The following is a 23358-nucleotide window of genomic DNA, read 5'->3' as shown; positions in this document are numbered from 1 at the left end:
TGTGTCCGCCGATTATACAGAAATCATCGCGGGACTGTAAAGCATTCAGTCCCGCATTCTTCGCTTAAATCGTCCCTGGTTCTAACCTTGGGGGCGTTTTTGCTGGGGTCGACGGCTTTTCGGCTTCCTTGAGTTCCGTCGCGACAGGAGGCTCTTCCACATGCTTGAGTGCGGGAAGCTCGTTGCCCGCCATTACGGCTAGGAACTCTTCTCGGTCCAGCGTCTCGCGCTCCAGAAGAGCGGCGACGACTGCGTCGAGCTGCTCCCTGTGAGACGTCAAAATCTCAATCGCTCGTGCTCGGCATCGATCAACAATGGCGTGGACTTCCTCGTCAACCGCTTTGGCGATATCCTCCGAGTAGTTGCGCTCTTCGTAGTAGTCCCTACCAAGGAACGGATTCTCCTTCGAGGTCCCGATCGCCAAAGTTCCAAGCTTTTCGCTCATGCCGTACTTTGTCACCATGGCTCTAGCGATGGCAGTGACTCGCTGAAGGTCGTTTGAAGCTCCCGTCCAAACTCGTCCAAACGCCAGTTCCTCTGCCACGCGACCACCGAGTAGCGAAGTGATGTCGTCAAGAAGCTCTTCTTTTGAAACGAGGTACTTGTCTTGGTCAGGCAAGTGCCAGGTCGAGCCAAGCGACATGCCTCGTGGCAAGATCGTGACCTTGTGAACGTTGTCCGAGTGCTCCAGTACCTCACCGATGACGGCGTGACCAGCTTCGTGGAAAGCGATAACCTTTCGCTCTTCCTCGTCCATGATCCGGCTCTTGCGCTGAGGACCGGCGATGACACGATCAAGCGCTTCTTCAAGGTCGCGCATACCAATCTTCGTTCGATTGTGCCGTGCGGCGAGAAGGGCTCCCTCGTTCAAAGTGTTTGCCAAGTCCGCACCGGTGAAACCGGGCGTTCGCCGGGAAAGGGTCTCAATATCGACATCGCTATCCAACGGCTTGCCTTTGGAGTGAATGTTCAGAATCGCTTTGCGACCGGATTGGTCCGGAGCATCGACAACGATTTGACGGTCAAAGCGACCTGGCCGAAGAAGTGCCGGATCCAAGACATCGGGTCGGTTCGTTGCAGCAATCATGATGACACCTGAGTTGGGGTCAAAGCCGTCCATCTCAACCAGGAGCTGGTTAAGGGTTTGCTCGCGCTCGTCGTGGCCGCCCCCCATGCCGGCGCCTCGCTGACGACCGACTGCGTCGATTTCGTCAACAAAGATAAGAGAAGGTCGGTGAGCCTTGGCGGTCTCGAACAGGTCTCGGACTCGTGCCGCACCGACACCGACGAACATTTCCACGAAGTCAGAACCGGAAATGTGGAAGAACGGAACTCCCGCTTCGCCAGCGATGGCTCGGGCCAAGTGAGTCTTACCAACACCTGGAGGGCCCGTCAGCAGGATTCCCTTGGGGATCTTTGCCCCTAGAGCGGCATATTTTTTGGTGTTCTTGAGGAAGTCGACGACTTCAAAGAGCTCTTGCTTTGCTTCATCGATTCCTGCAACGTCATCGAATGTGACCTTTGGTCCACTCTCTCCGACCCGGCGAGCCTTGCTCTTGCCGAAGTTCATCGCCTGGTTGCCGTTCTGTTGAGCAGCGCGGAACACCAGGAAGTAGAACATCAGCCCAACGAGAACCATCGGAGCCAAGAAGGAGAGGAGTCCGATCAGTGCGTTTCCGGCCGTATTCTCCTCAAACTTGAGTTGAATAGCCGTTTTTCCCTCACCGGTCAACTTATCGTTGGCCTTGTCAATTCGACCTAGTAGCGACTTGCCAGCCTCTGAGTTTTGTTCGGCCCAATTGAACTCAAAATTTTCGCCTTTGGAATCTTTGCCAGAGACTTCGCGTCCTCTCCACGTGATCTCGGCGATTTCGCCTTTCTCTAGTCGATCGATAAACTTTGAATTGTCCCAAGTTTCAGTCTTGCCTGCAAGGCGAAGGTTGTTTGGATTTGCCACCATCATCACGAGCAGCGACACTACGATCAGTGACACCACGGCGAACAGGGCATTTCGGTTATTTCTCAATGTTTCTCCAACAGATGTAAGCTCAAATACGCGCTTGCGGCATCAATCGTTGCCGCTTTGAGTAGAACCTATCATCGGCTCAAATTCAAGCGCCAACACCCGCTCACACTCGGGTTCCTTATCTATTCTGTGCGATAAACACACCCCAGGTGCCCAAATCGGACCCACAAAGTCGCAGATAATCGGTAATCGCGACCGTGCGGCTTTGGTCAGTTTGGCCTCCGAGAGTAGGTCGCTCAGCTTTCGCGTTCCCTCAAATCCTAGAGGCTGCATCGAGTCGCCAGGTTGAGTGGAGCGGAAATAAAGTTCGCCTTGAGTCTTAGCTATGCTGACTTCGACGCGCAACGCCGTCCGGTCGTTCCTCTTTTTTGTCCTGGGCGAGTGGTGGGCTGTGATTTTCCACCCGAACTCTTCGCTCTCGGTTTCGCCAGGGCAGGTGAGCATAAATCGAAACGGCTCAGTTGGTTGAAGCTGACGGAAGTGGAGCAGCTTTTCATCCCACTCTGCAACGACCGTGCCTCCGTCTGAGGTGACCGAGCCTGAGACCCCTGATCCAAATCCCGAAGTGATCGCCTCCGTTTGTTCGAAATCAATCGAAGCTCCAAGGGCAGAAACGGCCAGCCTACAAGCGCGCTTGAACAGGACGGGCGGTAACGAACCGATCAACTCCCGGTCAAACGCGACCTCGGCATCTCGGGTGAGGAATCCCAAAGGGCCGTTCAGTGGTATCTCGGCTCGCTCCAGGGCGTTGGCGGCTGCGCCATTCAAAAACTGATTTTCTTCGCTAATGATCGAAGCGCATCGGAGGATCGCCGACTCGTACCCAGGGTTCACAAGGGCCAGCTCCGGCGAAACTCGGTGCCTCAGCCGGGCCCGGGAAAAGTCCATGGACTCGTTGGCAGGGTCATTGTGGAACCAGAGGCCGTTCTCTTGGCAATACGCCAAAGTTTCGGAACGCGAAAACGGTAGCAATGGTCGAATCAATCCATTTCGAGAAGAATCAATGCCAGTGAGACCGCTCGGCCCGGTTCCGCGTACGAGGTTGAATAAAATCGTTTCAACCGAATCTGTTCCGGTATGAGCGGTCGCAACAAGATCGCACTCAAATCGTTTCGCCGCCTGATTCAGAAAGTTGTAGCGAGCCATTCGGCCAGCTTCTTCTAACCCAATCTTCAGATCCCGCGACATCCGAGGAACGTCGGCTCTTCCACTCACGAAAGGTACATCGAGCGATTGGCAAAACGCCTCGGAAAGGGCCATCTCTTTGTCAGCATCTGTGCGCTGACCATGGTGCAAGTGGGCCGCCACGAAATCAACTTTAAGTTGAGCCAAAAGGTGAACTAGGCAAGTGCTGTCGGCTCCGCCGCTGTAACCAACCAGAACCCGCGAACCCGCTGGAATCAGATTTGCTGCAAAAAGATGCCCTTGGAGCTTGTCAAGCACCGCTAAAGCGTACCAGTCGCGTATGATTAGTGCCAATGGTACCGCTCCTGCTTGCCGCCATCCTGTCAACCGAGCCGCTTGATTGTGGTGACTCACTTTACTTGACCAACGACACTATGGTCACGATGGGACATGCCGACACCGAGCAAGGCGAGTTTTACTTCGGATTCGATTTCACAGCGGAAACCTCGTATTGCTCACCGGAAGCTCCGTCGACTGAAGTGCTCCTTGGCGGAAACTCGATTAAGTTCAAAAAGATTGATACTCTGCCCCACGATGTTCTGAGTTCTTGCACCTACGTCTTTGGAAGAGACTTCTTCCTCGCGCACAAGCTCGACTTTGATCGAAACTATCACTCAATCAGCATTGGCGAGGAGGCATTGGAATCCATCACAGGATCAGTCACATTGAAGCCGAGAGATGACGCTGTCGAAGTAGAGATGAACGGTACGTGCGACATCTCGGGTTCAATGCCCTTGGGTGTACTCAGGTACGGAGGAAAGTTTGACCGAGTCCCCGCCGAATGGAACACGGATCGGCATGTCTCAAACTTTGCCTTGACCTCCTTGAACTGGCCAGTCTGGTTCAGCACCGGACCGAGTCCGAGATTTGGACTTACACTTGTTCCTGGTCGCGTTGTTAGGTTTGACTTAGCGAACAACAAACTCGAATGGTCGGCAGAGAAGGACGACGACAACGAGTTGATTCTTGGCGAATACGTTGGAGTCAACGAGATTTTTCAGATTGAATCCATCGCACTTGCCTATTACGCCCACGAAGATTCGTCCGAGGACGAAGAGGAGCCCTTCCGGGAAGTTATCAGCGGTGGTGGACTTTCCGCGATAGACATTCTGTCACTTCTTCGCTCGGATCGGTTTGCTGCCATTAAGCGATTACGCAAAATAGAATCTCTCGTCTACAAGTCTAAGGCCGGGGCCGAAAAGACCGCAACGCTTGATATTGATCCTGAAAGCTAGTTCACCAGCGATCGTGAACATGACTGCGGATCAGACGGTCATAGACCGACCTAACCGCTGTCATCACGGCATCTCCCAGCGGCAACACATCGGAGGCAGAACAGTTCATAGCTACCTGCTCGGCCCTCTTGCCACCGGGAATCACGGCAGTTACCCCGTCGTGCATCAGTATCCACTTCAAAGCAAACTCCGCCATCGTCAACTCTTTCGGCACTAGCGGTCGCATTGCCTCGACGGCCGCTAGCCCGACTTCGTAGGGGACACCGGAAAAGGTTTCACCCTTATCGAAACCCGCTCCATCACGGTTGAACGCTCGGTGGTCGTCGGGCGCAAATGTCGATGCCGCTGTAAGCTTTCCGGTCAGCATTCCACTGCTGAGAGGCAGTCGAGCGAGGACGCCAACTCTCTTGGCTTTGGCTTGCTCCAAGAATAGCTCTGAGGGTCGTTGACGGAAAGCGTTGAAGATAATTTGAACCGACTGGCAACCGGGGTATTCCATCGCCTTCATACCCTCCTCGACGCGTTCAACGCTGACACCCCAATTCTGGATTTTGCCTTTGGATTTCAGCTCCTCAAGTGCTCCAAAAACCTCCGGGCGGTAGTAGGCGTCGGTAGGCGGGCAGTGAAGTTGAACTAGATCAAGCGTGTCCATTCCCAGGTTTTCCCGGGATCGATCGACAAATGCTTCTAGGTTCGTTGCGTTGTAGCCATCGGCGTTGTGTGGGTTTAACCGCCTTCCCGCCTTTGTAACGACGTAAAACGGTGTTGTGGTTTCCGATCTTAACTTCCGGATCAATCGCTCGCTGTGCCCATCTCCGTACACGTCGGCCGTGTCAATGAAGTTCACTCCGCATTCGAGAGCTTTGTTAAGAGCGGCCATCGACTCTTCATCCTGAACCGGCCCCCAGGTCCCCCCTATTGCCCAAGCTCCAAACGAGACCTCGCTGATTTCCCATCCTGTCCGGCCATAAGATCGATACTTCACGGGCAGAGTTTAACCTTTCCCTGTTGGCCCGCGTAGAACGCGAGAGTGCAACGTGCCATCTGCTGGATTCGCCGCGACCTGCGACTTACGGATCATCGAGCGCTGACTCTCGCCTCGGAAGCCGCTGCTGCTGTCGCGGTCGTTTTCGTCTTCGATCCAGCGATACTTGATCCGCTGGAGCGGGACGACTCAAGGGTCAACTTTATTCATCAATCCTTGATAGAACTTGATAGCAGGCTCAAGCAACAAGGCTCAAGCTTAGTGGTTCGGTATGGAGACCCCGTTGAGATCGTTCCTAACCTCGCTCGAGAACTGCGCGCGGAGGCTGTTTTTACTGCGCACGACCTTGAACCTGATGCGCTCGAACGCGATCTTAGGGTTCGGCAAAGGCTCATTGATCAAGGCACCGAGTTTCGAAGTTGCAAAGATCATCTCGTACGGCAGAAGAACGAAGTTCTGAGCCAGTCCGGCACGCCGTTTAGGGTCTACACCCCCTACAGCAAGGCGTGGAAAGCTGCACTCGTTCCAGAAAAAGACCTTGTCGAGTACACGCCTGATCTCACAAAACTGCTTCCTAAATCGGAGCTTACGGATGTCCTACGACCTTGGACTATTGAAGACATCGGCTTCAAACCGAAAAACCCTTGGCTCAAGGCAGGAGAAGACGCGGCAAAGGACCGTTTGGCGAAGTTCCTTCCCAAGATGGATGCCTACGGCGACGAGCGAGACTTTCCTGCAAATGAGGGGACGAGCTACCTATCTGTTGATCTCCGATTCGGAACGATTTCAATTCGCGAACTGTTCCGGCAAGCCCTTTCGAGGGAATCAAAAGGGTCGGAGAAATGGCTGAATGAACTCATCTGGCGAGAATTCTACGCTGATGTTCTGGCGAACAATCCGCATGTCGTGCAAACCACTTTTAACCCAGCCTATCGAGATTTGGTTTGGCCGGGTTCCGACGAGCACTTCGAACTCTGGAAGGCAGGACAAACAGGATATCCGATTGTAGATGCGGCTATGCGCTGCTTCAAAGAAACCGGCTGGATGCACAACCGCCTCCGCATGATCGTCGCCTCTTTTCTCACGAAGGACTTGTTAGTGGATTACAAGAAAGGCGAAGCCTATTTCGCCTCCAAGCTTCTCGACTTTGAGCTTGCGAGCAACAACGGCGGCTGGCAATGGGCGGCTTCGGTCGGAGTGGATGCCCAGCCTTACTTCCGGATCTTTAATCCTTACTTGCAGAGCGTCAAGTTTGACGCCGAAGGGACATTTATTCGAGAATGGGTGCCCGAGCTCCGGGAAGCTTCGGTTCCCGAGTTGCACGACCTACCGCCGCTCCGTCGTGCGGCACTAGGTTACGTCTCTCAGATCGTTGACCATGCGACCCAGAAACAGCTCGCACTGAGTCTCTTTGGTGAAAGCACCCGGTAGAAATTTGAATGCACCGGGTGCCGCTCGCTAAGTTAGCGGGTTGCTGCGAGTTGCCCTGGATCGACTCCCGTAGGACATGCATCAATCATGGAGCCAGCGATCGTGGCTTCCGTAGCCGTCTCGAAGTTGATAACTTCACCAGTTGATGGCCAGCCAACCCCGTGACAGCAAACCACACCGTTTGAACTGCCTGTAAAGACCTGCCAGGTCTTCATACCGGCATTCTTTTCGGCCTGGATGTCCGCCAAAGCGTTCGGATGAACGTAAGTGGCGTTGGAGCCGACGAAAGTAGTCACGTTCTCCCAGGTGACCTGACCTGCAGCCAGACCTGCGGCGGCGACGGAACCGATGACGAGAGTTGTCAATAGTAGCTTAAGTGTTAATTTCATGACACTTAAATATTACTAATCAATTTATACAGTATACTATATACTTATAATAACTGGTAAAAAGTACCATTTCCGTTAATGCGCCCCTTGCTGCCCTCCAGGCATCTACTCATCCGAGTCACCGCCTTCGAGACTGTTCGTGGAACAACAAGTCCCCGCCGAGCATCTGCCAGGTACCCTTATGGCAACAAATATGGTTCACAACGTGCTCATCATCGGCTCTGGTCCCGCTGGCTACACAGCCGCCCTCTACGCGGCCCGCGCTGATCTGAACCCGGTTGTCCTTGCGGGTTCGCAGCCCGGCGGACAACTCACCATTACCACCGATGTGGAGAACTATCCCGGCTTCCCAGACGGCATCATGGGACCTGAAATGATGGAGCTGTTCAAGAAGCAAGCCGAGAGATTTGGGACCGAAGTGATTCATGAACATGTCGATCGAGTCGACTTCTCCCAACGTCCTTTCCGGGCTTGGGTTGGCGAAAAGGAGTACCAAGCGAAGAGCATCATCATCAGCACTGGCGCATCCGCCAAGTGGCTTGGACTTGAGTCAGAGGTCACCTTCGGCGGCTACGGAGTCAGTGCTTGCGCAACTTGCGATGGTTTCTTCTTCCGAGGCAAAACCGTCGCGGTAGTCGGTGGTGGGGACACCGCGATGGAGGAGGCTGACTATCTCACAAAGCACGCCGCCAAGGTGTATCTGATCCACCGTCGAGACGAATTCCGTGCCAGCAAAATCATGCAAGACCGGGTTCTTGCTAACCCAAAGGTCGAGGTGATCTACAACACCGCTCTCGACGAAATTCTTGGGCAAACTGATCCGTTCCCGAAGGTCAATGCCGTTCGCTTGAAGAACACGGTCACAGGCGAACTCACCAATCTTGATCTTGATGGCGTGTTCATTGCCATCGGCCACAAGCCGAACAGCGACCTATTCAAAGGCGTTCTCCACATGGATGAAACCGGCTATCTCCTCGTCCAACCAGGGACGACGCGAACCAACATCGAAGGCGTTTTTGCCGCCGGAGACATCAGCGATTCGACCTATCGACAGGCGATCACCGCTGCCGGTTCGGGCTGCATGGCCGCCATTGATGCCGAACGCTGGCTCGCCCATCACGTTCCCATCAGCGACTAATGCCGATCTTTGAGTACCGCTGCCTTGAGTGTGGGCGTAAATACCGCGCCCTTGTCGGAATGACTGCCGATGCTTCGGTTGAGTGTGAGCATTGCAACAGTTCCAGGGGCGAAAAGCTTGTCAGTCGCCCCGGAAAATTCCGAACCGAGGACGACCGCATTGACGAAATCGCGGACCGACTTGAACACTTCGGTGATCCCGAATCAACGGCGGAAATGCGCGAACTAGTTCGAGAGCTTGGCCGCGCCGCTGATGATGACGTAGCGGACGACATGGAAGAAATGCTCGAAGCCGACCTGGAAGGGAAACTCGACGACGACCCGCTCTAGCCTGCCCGCGCTCCGAAGTATAGTGAAGCCTATGCTCCGCAGTATCGTTATCGTTACGCTTCTCTCGACCACTGCCTTTGCCGCCGCTCAGCAGCGAATCAGCAACTATGCCGACCTCTTCAAATCCCTGAAAGCGGGAAAACAAGTGCGAGTTGTGGCGGAATACAAGAAGATGAAGCTCTTTAGCGATGGCAAAGAAGAGGAGTCCGTCGACGCAACGGGCGGATTGACGGTCGGAGCCTGGGAGCAGTTCGCTAAAGGCGTTGTGCGAAACGACAAAGCCTACATCGGTTTCTCGCAAACTAACCTCATCGCTCATCCTCGGTACGGACACGTCCACAACTACGTCAGATTCCGCATCTTCGAAGACAACTCTATCGAAATCACTGCCCGCTACCTGGAAGCAAGCACTTACAAAGTCGTTATGGACGAAACCTTCAAAGGCAAGCTTTCGAACGGCAAGGACGTGGAAGGCGTCAGCTTTTACCGGTGAATCCGTAAAAACTATCCCAACGCGAACAATGCGGGAGTACCGCCCGTGTGCCAGAAACAGACCTTCTGGCCACTCAACTCTCCGCTACGCGCCATCTCAAGCAGGCCGTGAAATGCCTTACCCGTATAGATGGGGTCGAGGTAGATGCCCTCGCGCTGAGCAACAACTCGAATTGCGTCCATCGATCCGTCTGACGGCACTCCGTAGCCAGGGCCCACGAACCGTAAATCGTAAGTGAAGTCCTCTAGAGTCAGTCCGCGACCGAGTCCAGTCATTTCATCCAATTGCCGCGCTAGCGCGACGAACTCCAGAATCATTTCCGGTTCTGGGTCACAAGCAATTCCGTGGTACCGAGTTGCAGAACCGTTAAATGCGTAGGTCAGCCCGGTTTGGGTTGAGCCCGAAGACGAAGCAGAAATCACGACATCAAAAGTCTCTGTCAGCTCGGAAGCGGCTTCGTAAAAAGCATATGCTCCCTGAGGTGAGGAACCGCCAATTGGTATCTCAAAAACGTTGTGACCTCGTGCCACTTGTTCGGCCTTAAGAGCCGTCGATGCCGCCATGAGAACGTCCCACTTGTCGTTGGGGATCAACCGCATCTCGGCACCTGCAAATTCATCCAAAAGGAGGTTTCCGCCCGAAGTCTGCAACCCGCCGACCGCTGGCTCGAACTCGTAAGGAAGCTGCATCACCACCGCGATGAACCGAATTCCTAGCATCGCGCAGCCCGTAGCAAGCTGGCGAATGAAGTTCGATTGGGCTGAACCACAGGTTACAATCGTGTCGTACCCACGGGCGACTGCCTCGCCCAGCAGGTATTCCAGCTTACGGCCCTTATTTCCGCCGAAGGCGAACCCGGTCAGATCGTCGCGCTTGATCCAAAGATCAATCCCTAACTCCTCCGAAAGCCGCGGAAGCGGATGGAGCGGTGTGGGAGTAATGATTAAGTTTTGCTTCGGGAGGGCAACGGTTGTAGCCACCCTATTATTGTGGCAGACGGGCAAAGCAAAACTCCCCAGAATTGGGGAGTCGGTGAGAGTCCGGTCGAACCGGTGGAGCTGTTGTAACTGGCGAAAACTAACTCAGCAACCGAGTGGGATTCTCGAGATAGCCCTTGATCAAGTTTATGAACTTCGCGCCAACTGCGCCGTCGGCGACTCGGTGGTCAAACGAACCAGTGATGTTCATTTTTTGGCGAATCTCGACTTCGTCCTCGTCGTTGACCACAACCTTCTTCCGCACCGAAGCAATCGCAACGATTGCTGCATTTGGCTGATTCACAATCGCGAGGAACGTGTCTACGTCCAGCATTCCCATATTGGAAATGCTAAACGTCGAACCGGTTAGCTCGTCCATCGACAGCTTATTGCTTTTTGCTTTGAACGCCAAATCTTTGACTTCTGCCGAGAGCTGGCGAATTGGCTTGAGATTCGCATTCTTGACTACCGGGACCGTTAGTCCATCCTCAAGCGCAACTGCGATTCCAATATGAACTCCCCCGTGCTGGAGCAAGTGATCGCCTTGGAATACGCTGTTGACCTGCGGCATGTCCTGCAGGGCCAGAGCCGATGCCTTCACCACGAAGTCGTTGATCGAAACGTTCCCGCTGTCCTCTGCCTTGAACATCTCGCGAAGCTGCATGATCTTCTCGACATCAACTTCCACGGTGACATAGAAGTGGGGAACTTGTTGCTTGCTCTCCTGGGTTCGTTTCGCGGTGATTTGTCGAATCTTGTTGAGTGAAACTTTTACATCTTCAGCTGAAGCTGCGACTGGAGCGAAAGCAGGTGCAACCTTCGTCACTGGAGCTGCTGGCGCAGCTGATTGCGAACCGCCGCCGGCTCCTGCGGCAACGACGTCTTTCTGGACGATTCGGCCCGAGGGTCCGGTTCCGGCAACGGAAGACAAATCGACGCCGAGTTCCGCGGCAATCTTCTTTGCCAGAGGCGAAGCCTTGACACGCTCAGAGGTAGTCGCCGCAGGCTTCGAGGTGTCCGTTCCCGAAGTGGAAGACGAGGCTCCCGGAGCTTCTGCAACCGCTGGCGCTGCCGGAGCCGAACCGCCACCTGACCCCCATCCGGACGGAACGGATTCTCCGTCCTTAAGAATCACAGCAATTGGAACGCCAACTGGAACCGTCTGACCTGCGGTAAGGAGTACTCCAGTAAAAATTCCGCTTCCCGGAGCTTCCAACTCCATAACCGCTTTGTCGGTCTGAATATTCCCAATGACCTGCCCTGACTTGACCTTGTCGCCGTCCTTCACGGTCCACTCAACAAGGGTCCCTTCTTCCATTCCGTCGCCCATCTTAGGCATGATCACTTCGGTCATATTGCGTCTTCCAAACCCAATCGGGTTCTACGAGAGATTACCTTGGCGAGTCGCTTGGAGTGTGCGGAACAAGCGTGGGTATGAGGGCGCAAACGGAGTCGCTCTTCCACAATGCATAATTTGGCAAGCTCTCTCATGCTTATCTTAGGAATCGACCCCGGACTTGAACGCGTCGGGTACGGCGTCGTTCGCCGTATCGGGTCAAAGCTCGAGTGTTTGGACTATGGCCTCATCAAGACGCCCAAGATTGCCCTGCCGGACCGGTTGAGGATGGTCCATGACGGCGTGGTCGAACTCATTGATAAGCACCATCCGGATGCAATTGCCACGGAGCGGCTTCTGTTTACCAAGAACGTCACGACGGCGATGGATGTCGCCAAGTCTCTCGGAACAATCCTGCTTGCAACCGCCGAGACCAGCATTCCTTGGACCGAGTATTCGCCGCCCGAGATCAAGCAGGCCGTTGTCGGAAATGGCAGTGCCGACAAAAAGCAGGTGACGTTTATGGTCAGGAGGTTGCTGGCTCTGAAAGAAGATCCAAAGCCGGATGACGTCGCCGATGCCTTAGCCATCGCGATCTGCCACGCCTTCCGCGCTCCGCGTTAGGCCTTTTGCTGACGCCCGACAACGACGAAAGCGCCATTCAACGCTTTCGAGCGGCTGACATGAAAAATGGGTTCGAATCCCAAGGTCTCCATCTCTTTGATGTACCGGAGATCAGCCTGGTCGATCAGCACTTCTCCGAGACCTTCGACTGCATAGTAGCCACGATCTGGCGGGTTGCCGAGTTCGTCGACGGTGACTCGAAAAATGTTCTCGCGAATCTGGGTCATGGCTTTCCTATGATTCTGACAGATTTTGCGCTTCGAGCGAGATAACCTTTAGGGATGAACCCAATCCATGTTCGACTAGGCAAGGTCGAATTTGACTTTGAACCTGCTTCCGGCTACCTTCGTTATGTACGAGTCGGCTCGGTTGAGCTGATCCGGGGCATCTATGGGGCCGTGAGAAAAGCCGATTGGGGAACACCTACCAACCGAATGACCTCGACAGGACAGCAATCGTCCAACAAAACGTGGAAGGCTAACTGGACTGCCCGAGTCTCCGAGGGTGATGTCCAGTTCGACTGGCGAGGATCAGTTTCAGCGGTTCTCACCGAGAACCGAGTCGAGATTGAATATGAGTTCGAAGGGGAAGGGAAGTCTGATTTCAAATCCAACCGAACCGGGATCTGTGTCCTTCATCCGCGCTCGCATCAAGGGATGAAGTGCGAGGTGGAGCACAATCACGGCGAATGCGACCAAACGGCCTTCCCCAAGTCGATCAAACCCGACCAGCCTTTTAAGGATGTCAAAGCGATTTCGCTTGATGTTGCACCCGGAATCCACGTCCGCACCGAGTTCTTTGGCGAAGTCTTTGAAACCGAAGATCAGCGCAACTATTCAGACGCTTCGTACAAAACGTACTCCCGACCACAGGAGTGGCAGAAGCCATTTGACATCAAGAGTGGCGACAAGATTCACCAGCGGGTTAAGGTTGTGATTGACCTTGCGACCGTCAAGTTGGAGATCAAATTGCAAGCTCACCAAGGGAAGCTTCCCAGCCTGGGCACCTTTGTGAATCGCACCCTCTCAGAATCTGAGACAGAAAGCCTACGAAGTCTGGGACTTGGCTGCTGGCTAGCGGGGGCTAACGGTATCGAACAGGCGAAGACGCTTGGCGGGCCAGTGTTTTTGCAAACTGAAGTCGCATCCTATCCTGCTGAACTATCGCCGAACGACGGGATATGTCTGGCCCCGCCCGGTGAGTGGCAGAAACTAAATCGGGTGCGCGGCGGAAAGCGGCTTTCGACAGCTACTTGGGCATTCATGCAGCTCAACGGCTCGCGTCCCGCTTACGATGAAATCGAGGGATCAGCATGGTCAGTTCGGCCCGACATTCATCTTCCCGACACTCTGACCTGCCTGGAAGGTGGGTGGACGATCCAAGACCAGATCCAGACGGCCCGGGGATTTGGATCGAAGACCAATTTGGTCGGCCCAATCGAGTTCTCCAACGACCCTACCGACCCTCGGCTAAACACGATTGAAGCCGCACTCTACGCGCTTGGGGCAATCACAGGAGCCGCGAAGGGTCATGCAGACTACGCAATCTTCGCAGACGGGTCTCGCCTTCCTCAGTCCGGTTTCGCCCTTGCGTTGGACCTGCTGAAAGGGTCTGAGGGGGAGATCGAGATTCACGAGTGGGAGCCGTTCTTCCTCATGATTCGCGGAAGTCGGACGATACTTGCCAACTTTGGATGGGTGCCGACCGACCTCTACAAACAGTGTCCCATCGACCGCCCGGAGAACATGGAGAACGGAATGAGGAACGCCTACCGCCTCATCACTGCCGATAACTTCGCCGACTGGCGCAAAATCCTCTCTGGCCCAGAGTCGCACAACCCGCTGACGATGATTCCACCCCGCAGTATTGTCGTGATGTGAAATCGTAGATGAGAGACGTGATCTACGATGTTGCGATAGTCGGCGGTGGGTTGGCGGGGCTCAGTGCCGCAGTTCAAAGCTCAACTGCGGGTTTGAAAACGATCCTGTTAGAAGCGTCCGACGACATCGGTGGAAAATTGCGAACTGACCGTGACGAACAGGGCTTTCAGTATGATCGAGGCTTCCAAGTATGCTTTACGGGCTACGAAGAGTTGAAACATTTCGGTAATTGGTCGGCGGTACCCGAAGGCGATTGGCAATTCTATTCCTCAGGGGCGACAATCGCCGGCATGGGCACACTGAGCAAGTGGAATCTATTGCGTTCTTTGACCTGCAAGGCGATTAGCCCGATTGACCTTCCGAGGCTTCTTTCCCTCAACTTGCGGGCTCGAAAGTGGGAGTCTGAATCCACATCGGGAACAGTAAGAGAATTCCTTCTTGGCTTTGGTTTCTCTGAATCTACTGTTGAGAGGTTTTTCGCTCCGTTCTATGGCGGAATATCCCTCGATCGGACTCTGGGGGGGAGTTCGAGGCAGTTTTTGAAAACTTGGCACTTTCTTTCGATTGGGAGGACGGCGACCTTTTCTGGAGGCATCTCCGGGCTCGTACACGCGATCGATCACGCCTGGGCTTTCGATGATCCAAATACCTCCCCGACAGTCGAAGTGAATCGAATCGTCACCCGACTCAATCGAGTCGACGACATCTATGCCATTTCAGCAGATACTGAGTACCTAGGGAGGTCTGTAGTTATCGCCGGAGGCCACGGTGCCGTTGCTCAATTATTGGGTCAAACCCAGCAAACCGAGTACAAGCAATCCATCTGCCTCTACTTCGCCTCGAATCGGCCCGTAACGAAGGAGAAGTACATCATCCTCAATCCAGCGAAAGACGCTCTTATTAACCAACTCGTCCCTCTCTCTAACGTCAACCCAGCCTGCACGCCGAAAGGCAAGCACCTCTGCTCCGCAACCATCATCGGCGACTGGTCGGAGTCCGACGAAGAGCTCGCCCAGATGGCGATCAACGAGATGAATACGTGGGGGATGAACCTCCCGCCATTGGAGTTCAAAAAGGCTTACCGAATCAAAGAAGCTCAGCTTCTGCAAGAGCCGGGGTTTGAGGATCGGGTTCCTTCGATCGAAACCCACCTTCCTGGCGTCTTCCTCGCTGGAGAGATGACGACTTCGTCGAGCATCAACGACGCCCTCAAGAGCGGGCGGCTTGCCGCCGAAGCCGCTCTGGCATACTTAAAGAACAAATGAGAGTCGCAATCGTTGGCGCGGGAGTTTCTGGGCTGGCGGCGGCTTATCGATTGAGGCAACTTGGAAGGGAAGTTGTCGTTTTCGAAAAGAGCGGCGGCCTCGGCGGGCGGGTTAACTCACGTCAGCACAAGCTTGGATACACCTTCGATGTTGGCGCAACCAGCATCACTCCGCGGGGTAAGACCATCGAGCGAATCATGCTCGAAGCACTATCCGGTGGTGATCTCATTAAGGTTGAAAAGCCCATTTGGACCCACACGGGACTTCGCACGGCTCCGGGGAGTTCTTCCAAGAATTCCACCAGCCGATACACCTACCAAAACGGGATCCAGACGTTCGCAAACCGTCTCGGTGATGGAACCGACATTCGGCTCAAAACTGACGTCCTGGAAATCGCGCGTCAGGGAGATCATTATCAACTCGTCGGCGAAGCGTTTGACTCGGTCATCCTCACTCCGCCAATCCCCCAGACGTGCCAGTTGCTTTGGTCGCTGGGTGAATCGAGGCCAGTTGCGAACGTCTCCTACCGCTCTTGTGTCTCCGTCATGCTGGGATATCAGGCCGAGGTTGATACGCCCTATCACGCCCTGATCGATGTCGAGCAGGTTCATCCGTTGACCTGGCTCTCGGTCGAGAGCGCAAAGTCTCCCGGTCGTGCGCCCGAAGGGGGCTCGACCTTTGTCGCCCAGCTTAGTGCCCGATTCTCGCAGCAAAACTATTCTCAACCCGACGAGTTCTTCATCGATGCCGTCACGTCTTTTCTTAAGCACTTGTATGGGGCAGGCTTTGATTCTCCCGAGGTTGCCATGGTCAAGAAGTGGAAGTACAGCCAACCGGAATCGCTGGCTCGCTTCGAGAATGTTAACCCCCCTGGTTCAACTCTTCTCGTCGCAAGCGACGGGCTGATGGGTGGTCACATCGAAGACGCCTTCGAGTGTGGCTGGCGAGCTGCAGAAATGGTTGGTTAACGCTCCCAGTTACTCAGCACCTGCTCGACCGGGACCCCGGTCGGCGGCAGGAGTTCGAGGACGGGGATTCCTTCCCAGCGGGCTTTGTCGTGTCCGCCTTCGCGAGCTTCGAACCCGGCGACATCGGAACCGGAACCGATCAGGAAGCCCATGAAGACCCCTTGAGCCGCGGACATCAGGAGTTTGCCAGCTTGTTCGTAAGACTCTGGCGGGACAGCACAGATCTCTAGCTCTGGCTGGCCGATTTTGACGAGCCCTTTCGTGTAAACACTGAGCTGTCCTTGGTCGGGCCGGGAGTGGACGTAAACGTGTTCTCGAGCATCGACCAGCGGGTCCACTCTTGGTTGGACAAAGACCTGTCCAGGCAGGAGATAGCGCTCGCTGATTGGGTCAGCGACGATTCCGTCAGCGATCTCGGCGAGTCTGTTTGCGATGCTCAAGAAGAAATCCAGCGCTGGATAGACTTCGGGGTCGTGACTTTCCCAGCTGAGTTGCAGCAGGTGCCAAGTGGATCGAATCCGGGTGAGAACTTCCGGGGTGACGCGCTCGGCGAGCCGTGAGGTCGCGATGGCCTCCGGGCTAAACCCTGCCTCATCGGCGTTCATGACCATCATGCGGACGACGTTTTTTTGGTCTTTGGTCGAGAGCGCATAGATCCCGCGCTGCATCGGCTGTTTGAGTAGGGATTTGTCGTTCGTGTTGACGAGAGGCACGCCGAAGCCATCCAGGGAGCCGCCTTCCGGCTTCGGGGCGATTAGCTCGGTGATCGGTGGCAGAACCGGAACTCCGGCGAGGACAGACAGATAGAAGTTCTTCGAAATCCCAAACCCCGGCCCCTTCGGCTTCGCAAACTTCCAGAACTGGCGCATGAATAGATTATATGTTGTTGGAGTTGCAGTCGGGCGGATAGTCCCTGTGACGGCCCCGCGCTTGCCCAAGGCCAATCCCCACCCAGGACGTCTCCGTTCCCGCCGCGTTTGCTCTGGGAACGAAGCCGCCTTGGGTCCCGTGCCCTACGCGGACGAGCCGCTCGTTTGGAGTTGGTAGTTGGGAGCTAACAGGGCTGCTCACACAAAAACGCTCCATTTGCCGAAGCAAATGGAGCTTGAGACTTGAAATCGATGCCTAGACTGAAATCAGCCTTTGAATCCGGGAAGGCGTCGGCCTTTCCAGTAGCCTTCTGGACTTGCGTTGTGGTTGAGTCGGAACGGCTCGCCATCCACTTGCTTGCTGAGGGTGATCTCGGGAAGGGTAGCGGTGTAGTTTGTTCGGCGAAGAGCGGTTCGCTGGTGGCTAAAACGTCGTTTTGGGTTTGGCATTTTATTTCTTCTCCCTGTGCAAGGTGTACTTCTTGAGGTTGGAGTTGAACTTTCTCAGCTCAAGTCGATCAGGCGTGTTCCGCTTGTTCTTAGTGGTGGTGTAATAGCTTTTGCCATCCTCGGTACATACGAGGCGGATGATTTCGCGGACTTCGCCTTTCTTGGCCATGATTCAAACCTCTTGGCATGACGATACGTCTTGCCGAAAGAAGAGTATGGCTGATTGTTGGGACGGTTTGCAACCCGAAAACGATCCGCGCGATAGAAAAAGAGGTTTCAGCTTTGCTGTTCGTCTGTTGATTGAGGCTCTTCGAGAGGGTTTTTCTCGAAGTAGTCAATCACTTTTCCGCGATACGCGGTGTCTTTACCCTTGAATTTCACGAAGTACCACAAACCACCCCACATTACGATCAGGAACAAAACAGTTGCCACCGCGATGGTGATCTGGACGGCGACAACGTTGGTTTCTTCGTTTAACATTCGTTCCTATTCAGTTTGGTCGGTTGCAGGAACCCAGACGGCCTTCCCGTCCTTCCAAACCACGACATGATTTCCTTTTCGGGCGTGCTCTTGAAGGGCGTCGCGAACGGCGTCGCTGACCGCCTGATGAACTTCTTCATCACGGTTGAACCGATTCGCCAGCTCGTCGCGGTTGCTCATGCCTGAAACTCCTCTCTCAGTTTATTCCAGACCTCGGGCATCTTCACCACACAAGAACCAGCAGAGTCGCCTCGGGCGATCAGCTTCGGCGCGGCGTTGACCGAGTTGTCATAGAGCCGCCAGGTGTCAACGATGGGAATGTACGAATTGAAAAACAGTTTCAGCCCGGACTGATAGCGCCGCCGGATCGTCTCTTCGGGAACACGGTGGCCCCCGTCGCGAACTCTGCCTTCGACGCGAAGGCAAGCGAGTTCTTCGCTGGGAAGCCAGAAGAAGATGAGGTGGACTTGGTAGCCCCTCTGTTGCCATCCGGCAACCCTTGTCGCCAGCATTTTGCTAGCAAGCGTTGTTTCAAACGCAAAGTCGGTTCGGCTGGATTCTAGCTCCTCGACTTGGGAAAGGAGGAGCCGTCCGGCGTTGATATCGGCGCTCGTTCCTTTTTCACCAGAGAGCTGCTGGGCGATCATGTCGGCGTTGACGAAAACCATTCCTTCGGGAAGGAGTCGTGTGGCGGCAGTGGATTTTCCCGAGCCATTAGGTCCCGCAATGATAACGGCTTGCGGAGAAGGAGATGTGGAATCCACTGGATTAAGTGTACTTCGCCTGAGTCGATTGGTACGGCGATTGCACAGGCAGTTGATTGTGAAGAGCTTGAGCGTTGCTGTGATATTCTTTACCGCCACATCCATGGCGGGGGATTACAGCCGCGTACCGATTCCCACCAAGAGGGCTTATGGAAGGGTTCGGGACCAGCTATTCACTCCGGTGTCGTTTCAGATCAAACCCGTTTCGGTGCTGAAGACGAAAGATCGTTCAGGGGCGATTGTCGACTCCGCTCATGTGTTTTCGCTCGTGATTCGCGGTGATGATGGGCAAGGGTTTGCGGCCTATTTCACGACGGCTCGGAATTCGTTGGCGTTTCCGATTGGGATTCGGCAGGCAGCCATGATGAGGGGTAGTTCGGACTATTTGAAGACGATGTTTCCGGCTGGTCGACGGGTACCGATCGGACTGACGTCGGCGCAGATGACCTTTTTGAATCCGAAGACTCAGAGGTTGGAGACGAAGGTGTATCGCGATAGGGTTGCGCTGCAGCTCAATCTGATTCCCTCTCGGGATCAGTTTTTGGGTCAGATTTTGTTGGTTTTGTCAGATGTGAATCGGAGCTTTGTTTGCGGGGCGTTCAAGGTGTCGAGAAATCAGTAAGTGGAGAAGCGCACTCCGCGCGAATCTCTTCCGGTAGCACTACTCCGGATTCTGAGCTCGCCGTTAGCCAGTCGCGATACGGAGAAGTTGTTTCCACTGACAGGATCTAGGATCAAATTACTACTCTGTGCTACGCCCGGCTGCAAGAGCGCGCCCCGATAGACACGGGTTCCCCAGAGCTTTGGAGAAATCGAATCCGTCCACACCCTCAACGGTGGATTTGGGTTGGTGAAGTCCGATAGTGCATTAGGATAGGCTTCGTACAAGACGTGGAACTGAACTTGCGCGTTTCGGAGCTGGGTAAGGGTTTGGCGGAGCGCAGATTCTTTGGCTCGCCTTGTTGACGATGCCGCTTTTGGTACGGCGACCGCTGCCAATATCGTGACAACCACGACGGCGACAAGTAGCTCAACCAGAGTAAACGCCCTGGCACATCTTCGCACGTTACGCATTCTTCCGCAAAGTGAATTCCACGTAGGTTGGATGCATCATCGCTCAAAGGCTTTGATTGCCTCAAAACTGTTAAACATCTTCTCATGGTCGTGTCCGATTCCAGGTACTTGAACGAGTCCCCAGTTAAAATGCCAGCCGTTTCGCTGAGCAAGTGCTTTGCCGTAGTTGAAGCAGTTGGTGCTGCGTTGAAGGCGACCTCCACCCTGTCGCATAGCATCCTTAGAAGTGTCAAAGTTTTCATCGGGTTTGTTATCAGCGGTTCCGAGGAGGAAGGTCATGGGTTGGGCAAGATAGCTCTTGATGGCTTCTTCGGAGCTGAGGGCTGGGCTGAGTCCGCCCATTCCGAAGGGGAAGCTCCAGTCGCTTCGTGGGAAGATCACGGAGCCGGGGTTGGCGACGATGACCCGTTTAGCAGAGGTTCCGGCGAAGGCGCACATTCGGTTGAGGAACTGCCCTCCGGCTGAGTGGCCGATGAGGGTGTTTTCACCCTGCGTTTGGGCAAGGAGTTTTTCAAGAATGGTGTATGTCCACTCGATTCTTGCTTGTAGATTGCCCTTGGCGTCCTGGATTCCGCCTCGGTGATACCGCCAGTTGGGGAATCGCTCTTTGTCGAACAAAGGTGCTACTAGGGCACATGAAACTTTGGCGGCGAGAGGGATCGTGTGGTCGCCGTATTCTTGGGCGTTGCGATCTGTGCCGTGGAAGACGAACAGCGTTCTGGCCTCTTTGGTGGGCGCTTCGGGCTTCCAATTGAAACAGGTCAGTTCGGTGTCGCCGATGCGGACCGCTACGGCTTTTGTCGAAGCTTGAACCGAAAAAACAAAAAGGGCAGTGCTTAGCACTGCCCAATTCTATCTCTTTTGAGGATGGTCTATTCTTCGCTACCCTCGCTCGCTTCTTCACCTTCGCCCTCGCCGTCGTCGGTTCCCTTGACGATTCGAGCGATGGAGGCAACTTGGTCATCCCCAGTGAGGTTGACGAGCTTGACGCCCTGGGCGACGCGACCGGTGGTGCGGATTTCCTTAACCTTCATTCGGATTCCTTTGCCCTTGGTGGACATCAGGAGGAGTCGGTCATCGTTCTCCACGACTTCGGCACCGATGACTTTTCCGGTCTTCTCTGTGCAGTTCATTGTGAGGATTCCGGAGCCGCCTCTGCTTTGAACGCGGTACTCGTCAAGGCCAGTTCGCTTGCCGTATCCGTTTTCGGAGACGACCAAGAGCGAAAGTTCTTCGTCAACGACCGCCGCAGTGACCACCTGGTCATCCGGGTTTCCGGCCTTGAACTGGACGGCGCGGACGCCGCCTGCTGCTCGGCTTCGGGAGGTCGCGTCTTCTTCGGAGAACCGAATCGATTGTCCCTCGCGGGTGACGAGGATGAGGTCGTCTTTTCCGGTGGTTCGGAGTGCCCAGCCAAGTTCGTCACCGTCTTCGATGTCGAAGGCAATGAGGCCGTTGTTACGGATGTTGGCGAACGCGGACAGCGGTGTTCGCTTGATTTCGGCATTATGCTTGGGTCCAGTTCCCTTGGTGATCATCGCCAGGAAGCCATCGCTGGAGAGGTCCTTGACACTGACGGTCGCGGTGACCCGCTCGCCGCCGACGATGCTGATGTAGTTGATAACCGGCATTCCCTTTGCGTAGCGACCGCTTTCGGGAATCTCATAGCCTTTGAGCTTGTAGACCCGGCCTCGATCTGTGAAGAACAGGATCGTGTGGTGGGTGCTGATTTGGAAGAGGTGTGCCGGTTCGTCATCAGCCTTTAGGGTGTTGTTCACTCCCTTTCCGCCGCGCTTCTGCTGGCGGTAGGCGTCGATGCTCACCCGCTTGATGTAGCCATCTCGCGAGATCGAGATGATTGCTTCCTCGTCGGGAATCAGATCTTCTTCGGTGAACTCTCCGGCTTCGCGAGCTTGGATTTTGGTGCGTCGCTCGTCACCGTGCTTGTCGCGCATGGCTACGATTTCGGCCTTCATGACCGTCGTCAGGCGCTCTTCGCTGTTGAGGATGTCGAGGAGGTCTTGAGTCTTTCGCAGAGCCGCCTTATAGTCGTCTTCCAGCTTCGCCTGCTCCATCATCGTGAGTTGGCGGAGGGGCATGGCAAGGATGGTGTTGGCTTGGAACGCCGACATGTCGAACTCACGAACGAGTTCGGCTCGAGCGATACCTGGATCTCTCGAACGGCGAATCAGCGCGATGACCTCGTCCATGAACCGGCGGGCGATTTGATAGCCTTCAAGAACGTGGACTTCTTCGAGTGCCCGGCAAAGCTCGTACTTGGTTCGGCGCAGGATGACGTCGCGGCGGTGCTTGATGTACTCATCAATCATCGTGAGCAGCGGCGCGGTGCGGGGCGAGCCATCGACGAGGGAAAGCAGGATACAGCCGAACGAAGTTCTCAGGGCCGTGTGCTTGAGAAGATAGTTAAGCGCCTTGTTCGGGTTGACGTCACGGCGAACTTCGATCTCCATTCGCATTCCGCGCTTGTCCGAGTAGTCCTGAACGTTCAGAATGCCGTCGAACTTTCGCTCTTTCGCGATGGTCGCGATGTTCTTCATCAAGGTCGTTTTGTTGACCTGGTAGGGAATCTCAGTAACAACGATCACCGACTTTCCAGCGTCACCCGGCTCGATCATGGTTTTTGCCTGCATCACGATGGAACCGCGACCGGTTTCGTATGCTGAGCGAAGCCCCTTGGTGCCCATGATGATTCCGTAGGTCGGGAAGTCCGGCCCAGGGATGTGCTCCATGATGTCATCGAGCGTGCAATCAGGATTATCAATTCGGTGCAGAACGCCGTTACAGACCTCGGTGAGGTTGTGCGGAGGAAGCTTGGTTGCCATTCCAACTGCAATACCTTCAGTTCCGTTACAAAGCAGGTGGGGGAACTTACCTGGCAGAACGAGCGGCTCGTTCGTGGACTGCAGATAGTTCGGCGTGAAGTCAACCGTTTCTCGGTCGAGGTCTTCCAGGAGCTCCATTGCGATTGGAGTGAGTCGGCACTCTGTATATCGCATCGCAGCCGGAGAGTCGCCGTCAACGGAGCCAAAGTTTCCTTGTCCATCGATCAACGGGTAGCGGAGCGACCAGGGCTGGGCCATTCGGACGAGGGTGGGGTAAACGACTTCGTTACCGTGGGGGTGGAAGTTTGCGGTGGTCTCGCCGGTGACCTTCGCACACTTCGTGTGAGCGTTCGCCGGCGTGAGGTTAAGGCCGCGCATCGCGTAGAGAATTCGGCGTTGAACCGGCTTCATTCCGTCGCGAACATCGGGAAGCGCTCGGGCGATGATAACCGACATCGCGTAGTTGACATACGAGCGTCCGAGCTCCATGTCTACGGCGATCGTCGTATTCAGCTGATCGTTATTTTCTTCTGCCACGGGTCAAATCTCATTGCGTCGTTTCAGACGCATCTAACCTCGTGATTGTACCCGGCGAAGGGACTTCCGGTCCCCGCCGA

General features: G+C 54.9%; 26 protein-coding genes. 10 read left to right on the top strand and 16 right to left on the bottom strand.

Translation table 11 applies throughout. From position 1 onward, the window contains the following. Positions 1-64 precede the first annotated feature (64 nt). Together ftsH and tilS are read right to left on the bottom strand one after the other, a co-directional pair. Positions 65-2026, bottom strand: a complete 1962-nt coding sequence (ftsH, locus tag WCK51_12145) for an ATP-dependent zinc metalloprotease FtsH (GenBank protein ID MEI7577636.1) — start codon at positions 2024-2026, stop codon at positions 65-67. A 42-nt stretch (positions 2027-2068) separates the two neighbouring features. Continuing rightward, positions 2069-3469 carry a tRNA lysidine(34) synthetase TilS gene (tilS, locus tag WCK51_12140; GenBank protein MEI7577635.1) on the bottom strand — a complete coding sequence of 467 codons (1401 nt, stop codon included), beginning with the start codon at positions 3467-3469 and terminating at the stop codon, positions 2069-2071. Positions 3470-3504: 35 nt separating this feature from the next. Between tilS and WCK51_12135 the strand changes: the two genes are divergently transcribed. After that, entirely contained in the window at positions 3505-4446 is a 942-nt protein-coding gene (locus WCK51_12135) for a hypothetical protein (protein ID MEI7577634.1), read from the top strand. A gap of 1 nt (position 4447) precedes the next feature. On the opposite strand, the gene WCK51_12130 is transcribed toward WCK51_12135, so the two are convergent. After that, on the bottom strand, positions 4448-5431 hold the full coding sequence (locus WCK51_12130) for an aldo/keto reductase (protein ID MEI7577633.1): 984 nt from the start codon (positions 5429-5431) through the stop codon (positions 4448-4450). 45 nt (positions 5432-5476) lie between these two features. Between WCK51_12130 and WCK51_12125 the strand changes: the two genes are divergently transcribed. Continuing rightward, the gene (locus WCK51_12125) at positions 5477-6862 is read left to right on the top strand and encodes a deoxyribodipyrimidine photo-lyase (protein MEI7577632.1); all 1386 of its coding nucleotides are present in this window, start codon (positions 5477-5479) and stop codon (positions 6860-6862) included. A gap of 32 nt (positions 6863-6894) precedes the next feature. Here the strand turns inward: WCK51_12125 and WCK51_12120 are convergent, their stop codons facing one another. Beyond that, on the bottom strand, positions 6895-7251 hold the full coding sequence (locus WCK51_12120; GenBank protein ID MEI7577631.1) for a hypothetical protein: 357 nt from the start codon (positions 7249-7251) through the stop codon (positions 6895-6897). Between the two features lie 181 nt (positions 7252-7432). Here WCK51_12120 and trxB point away from each other — a divergent pair, with 181 nt between their 5' ends. Genes trxB through WCK51_12105 form a run of 3 tightly spaced genes read left to right on the top strand, consistent with a single transcriptional unit; the run spans position 7433 to position 9211 of the window. Further along, entirely contained in the window at positions 7433-8389 is a 957-nt protein-coding gene (gene trxB / locus WCK51_12115) for a thioredoxin-disulfide reductase (protein MEI7577630.1), read from the top strand. Then, entirely contained in the window at positions 8389-8718 is a 330-nt protein-coding gene (locus WCK51_12110; GenBank protein ID MEI7577629.1) for a zinc ribbon domain-containing protein, read from the top strand. The genes trxB and WCK51_12110 overlap by 1 nt, the downstream gene beginning before the upstream one ends. Positions 8719-8749: 31 nt before the next feature. Then, the gene (locus tag WCK51_12105; protein MEI7577628.1) at positions 8750-9211 is read left to right on the top strand and encodes a VirK family protein; all 462 of its coding nucleotides are present in this window, start codon (positions 8750-8752) and stop codon (positions 9209-9211) included. Between the two features lie 11 nt (positions 9212-9222). Here WCK51_12105 and WCK51_12100 read toward each other — a convergent pair whose 3' ends face one another. Together WCK51_12100 and WCK51_12095 are read right to left on the bottom strand one after the other, a co-directional pair. Next, positions 9223-10191: a pyridoxal-phosphate dependent enzyme gene (locus WCK51_12100; protein MEI7577627.1), complete on the bottom strand. Its 969-nt coding sequence runs from the start codon at positions 10189-10191 to the stop codon at positions 9223-9225. 97 nt (positions 10192-10288) lie between these two features. Next, the gene (locus tag WCK51_12095; GenBank protein MEI7577626.1) at positions 10289-11542 is read right to left on the bottom strand and encodes a dihydrolipoamide acetyltransferase family protein; all 1254 of its coding nucleotides are present in this window, start codon (positions 11540-11542) and stop codon (positions 10289-10291) included. Positions 11543-11677: 135 nt separating this feature from the next. On the opposite strand from WCK51_12095, the gene ruvC reads away from it, so the two are divergent. Beyond that, positions 11678-12148, top strand: a complete 471-nt coding sequence (ruvC, locus tag WCK51_12090) for a crossover junction endodeoxyribonuclease RuvC (protein MEI7577625.1) — start codon at positions 11678-11680, stop codon at positions 12146-12148. Here the strand turns inward: ruvC and WCK51_12085 are convergent. After that, entirely contained in the window at positions 12145-12375 is a 231-nt protein-coding gene (locus WCK51_12085) for a hypothetical protein (GenBank protein MEI7577624.1), read from the bottom strand. The two genes, ruvC and WCK51_12085, sit on opposite strands and share 4 nt — an antisense overlap. Positions 12376-12429: 54 nt before the next feature. Here WCK51_12085 and WCK51_12080 point away from each other — a divergent pair, with 54 nt between their 5' ends. The 3 genes from WCK51_12080 to WCK51_12070 are packed head-to-tail and all read left to right on the top strand — an operon-like array spanning position 12430 to position 16261. After that, complete coding sequence (locus WCK51_12080; GenBank protein MEI7577623.1) at positions 12430-14028, top strand: hypothetical protein; 1599 nt, start codon at positions 12430-12432, stop codon at positions 14026-14028. A gap of 8 nt (positions 14029-14036) precedes the next feature. Next, on the top strand, positions 14037-15293 hold the full coding sequence (locus WCK51_12075) for an FAD-dependent oxidoreductase (GenBank protein MEI7577622.1): 1257 nt from the start codon (positions 14037-14039) through the stop codon (positions 15291-15293). Continuing rightward, positions 15290-16261, top strand: a complete 972-nt coding sequence (locus WCK51_12070) for an FAD-dependent oxidoreductase (GenBank protein MEI7577621.1) — start codon at positions 15290-15292, stop codon at positions 16259-16261. The genes WCK51_12075 and WCK51_12070 overlap by 4 nt, the downstream gene beginning before the upstream one ends. On the opposite strand, the gene WCK51_12065 is transcribed toward WCK51_12070, so the two are convergent. The 6 genes from WCK51_12065 to WCK51_12040 all read right to left on the bottom strand — a co-directional run bounded on the left by WCK51_12065 (position 16258) and on the right by WCK51_12040 (position 18824). Next, positions 16258-17130, bottom strand: a complete 873-nt coding sequence (locus tag WCK51_12065; GenBank protein ID MEI7577620.1) for a hypothetical protein — start codon at positions 17128-17130, stop codon at positions 16258-16260. The genes WCK51_12070 and WCK51_12065 overlap by 4 nt on opposite strands. 267 nt (positions 17131-17397) lie before the next feature. After that, positions 17398-17580: a 50S ribosomal protein L32 gene (gene rpmF, locus WCK51_12060; protein ID MEI7577619.1), complete on the bottom strand. Its 183-nt coding sequence runs from the start codon at positions 17578-17580 to the stop codon at positions 17398-17400. A gap of 1 nt (position 17581) precedes the next feature. Then, positions 17582-17749: a 50S ribosomal protein L33 gene (rpmG, locus tag WCK51_12055; GenBank protein ID MEI7577618.1), complete on the bottom strand. Its 168-nt coding sequence runs from the start codon at positions 17747-17749 to the stop codon at positions 17582-17584. A gap of 107 nt (positions 17750-17856) precedes the next feature. Next, positions 17857-18060 (bottom strand): hypothetical protein, encoded by a 204-nt coding sequence (locus WCK51_12050; protein ID MEI7577617.1) that lies wholly within the window; start codon positions 18058-18060, stop codon positions 17857-17859. 6 nt (positions 18061-18066) lie between these two features. After that, positions 18067-18240 carry a hypothetical protein gene (locus WCK51_12045; protein MEI7577616.1) on the bottom strand — a complete coding sequence of 58 codons (174 nt, stop codon included), beginning with the start codon at positions 18238-18240 and terminating at the stop codon, positions 18067-18069. Then, positions 18237-18824 carry an AAA family ATPase gene (locus WCK51_12040; protein ID MEI7577615.1) on the bottom strand — a complete coding sequence of 196 codons (588 nt, stop codon included), beginning with the start codon at positions 18822-18824 and terminating at the stop codon, positions 18237-18239. The genes WCK51_12045 and WCK51_12040 overlap by 4 nt, the downstream gene beginning before the upstream one ends. A gap of 67 nt (positions 18825-18891) precedes the next feature. Between WCK51_12040 and WCK51_12035 the strand changes: the two genes are divergently transcribed. Beyond that, the gene (locus WCK51_12035; protein MEI7577614.1) at positions 18892-19446 is read left to right on the top strand and encodes a hypothetical protein; all 555 of its coding nucleotides are present in this window, start codon (positions 18892-18894) and stop codon (positions 19444-19446) included. On the opposite strand, the gene WCK51_12030 is transcribed toward WCK51_12035, so the two are convergent. The 3 genes from WCK51_12030 to gyrA are packed head-to-tail and all read right to left on the bottom strand — an operon-like array spanning position 19440 to position 23278. After that, a complete protein-coding gene (locus WCK51_12030; GenBank protein ID MEI7577613.1) occupies positions 19440-19889 on the bottom strand; it encodes a prepilin-type N-terminal cleavage/methylation domain-containing protein in 450 nt (149 codons plus the stop codon). The two genes, WCK51_12035 and WCK51_12030, sit on opposite strands and share 7 nt — an antisense overlap. Before the next feature lie 45 nt (positions 19890-19934). Beyond that, on the bottom strand, positions 19935-20741 hold the full coding sequence (locus WCK51_12025) for a hypothetical protein (protein ID MEI7577612.1): 807 nt from the start codon (positions 20739-20741) through the stop codon (positions 19935-19937). A 29-nt stretch (positions 20742-20770) separates the two neighbouring features. Then, complete coding sequence (gene gyrA / locus WCK51_12020) at positions 20771-23278, bottom strand: DNA gyrase subunit A (protein ID MEI7577611.1); 2508 nt, start codon at positions 23276-23278, stop codon at positions 20771-20773. Between the last annotated feature and the right edge of the window lie 80 nt (positions 23279-23358).

The sequence above is a fragment of the Armatimonadota bacterium genome, assembly GCA_037138755.1.
Lineage (GTDB): Bacteria > Armatimonadota > Fimbriimonadia > Fimbriimonadales > Fimbriimonadaceae > Fimbriimonas.
This window is presented reverse-complemented; position numbering and strand designations above follow the sequence as displayed.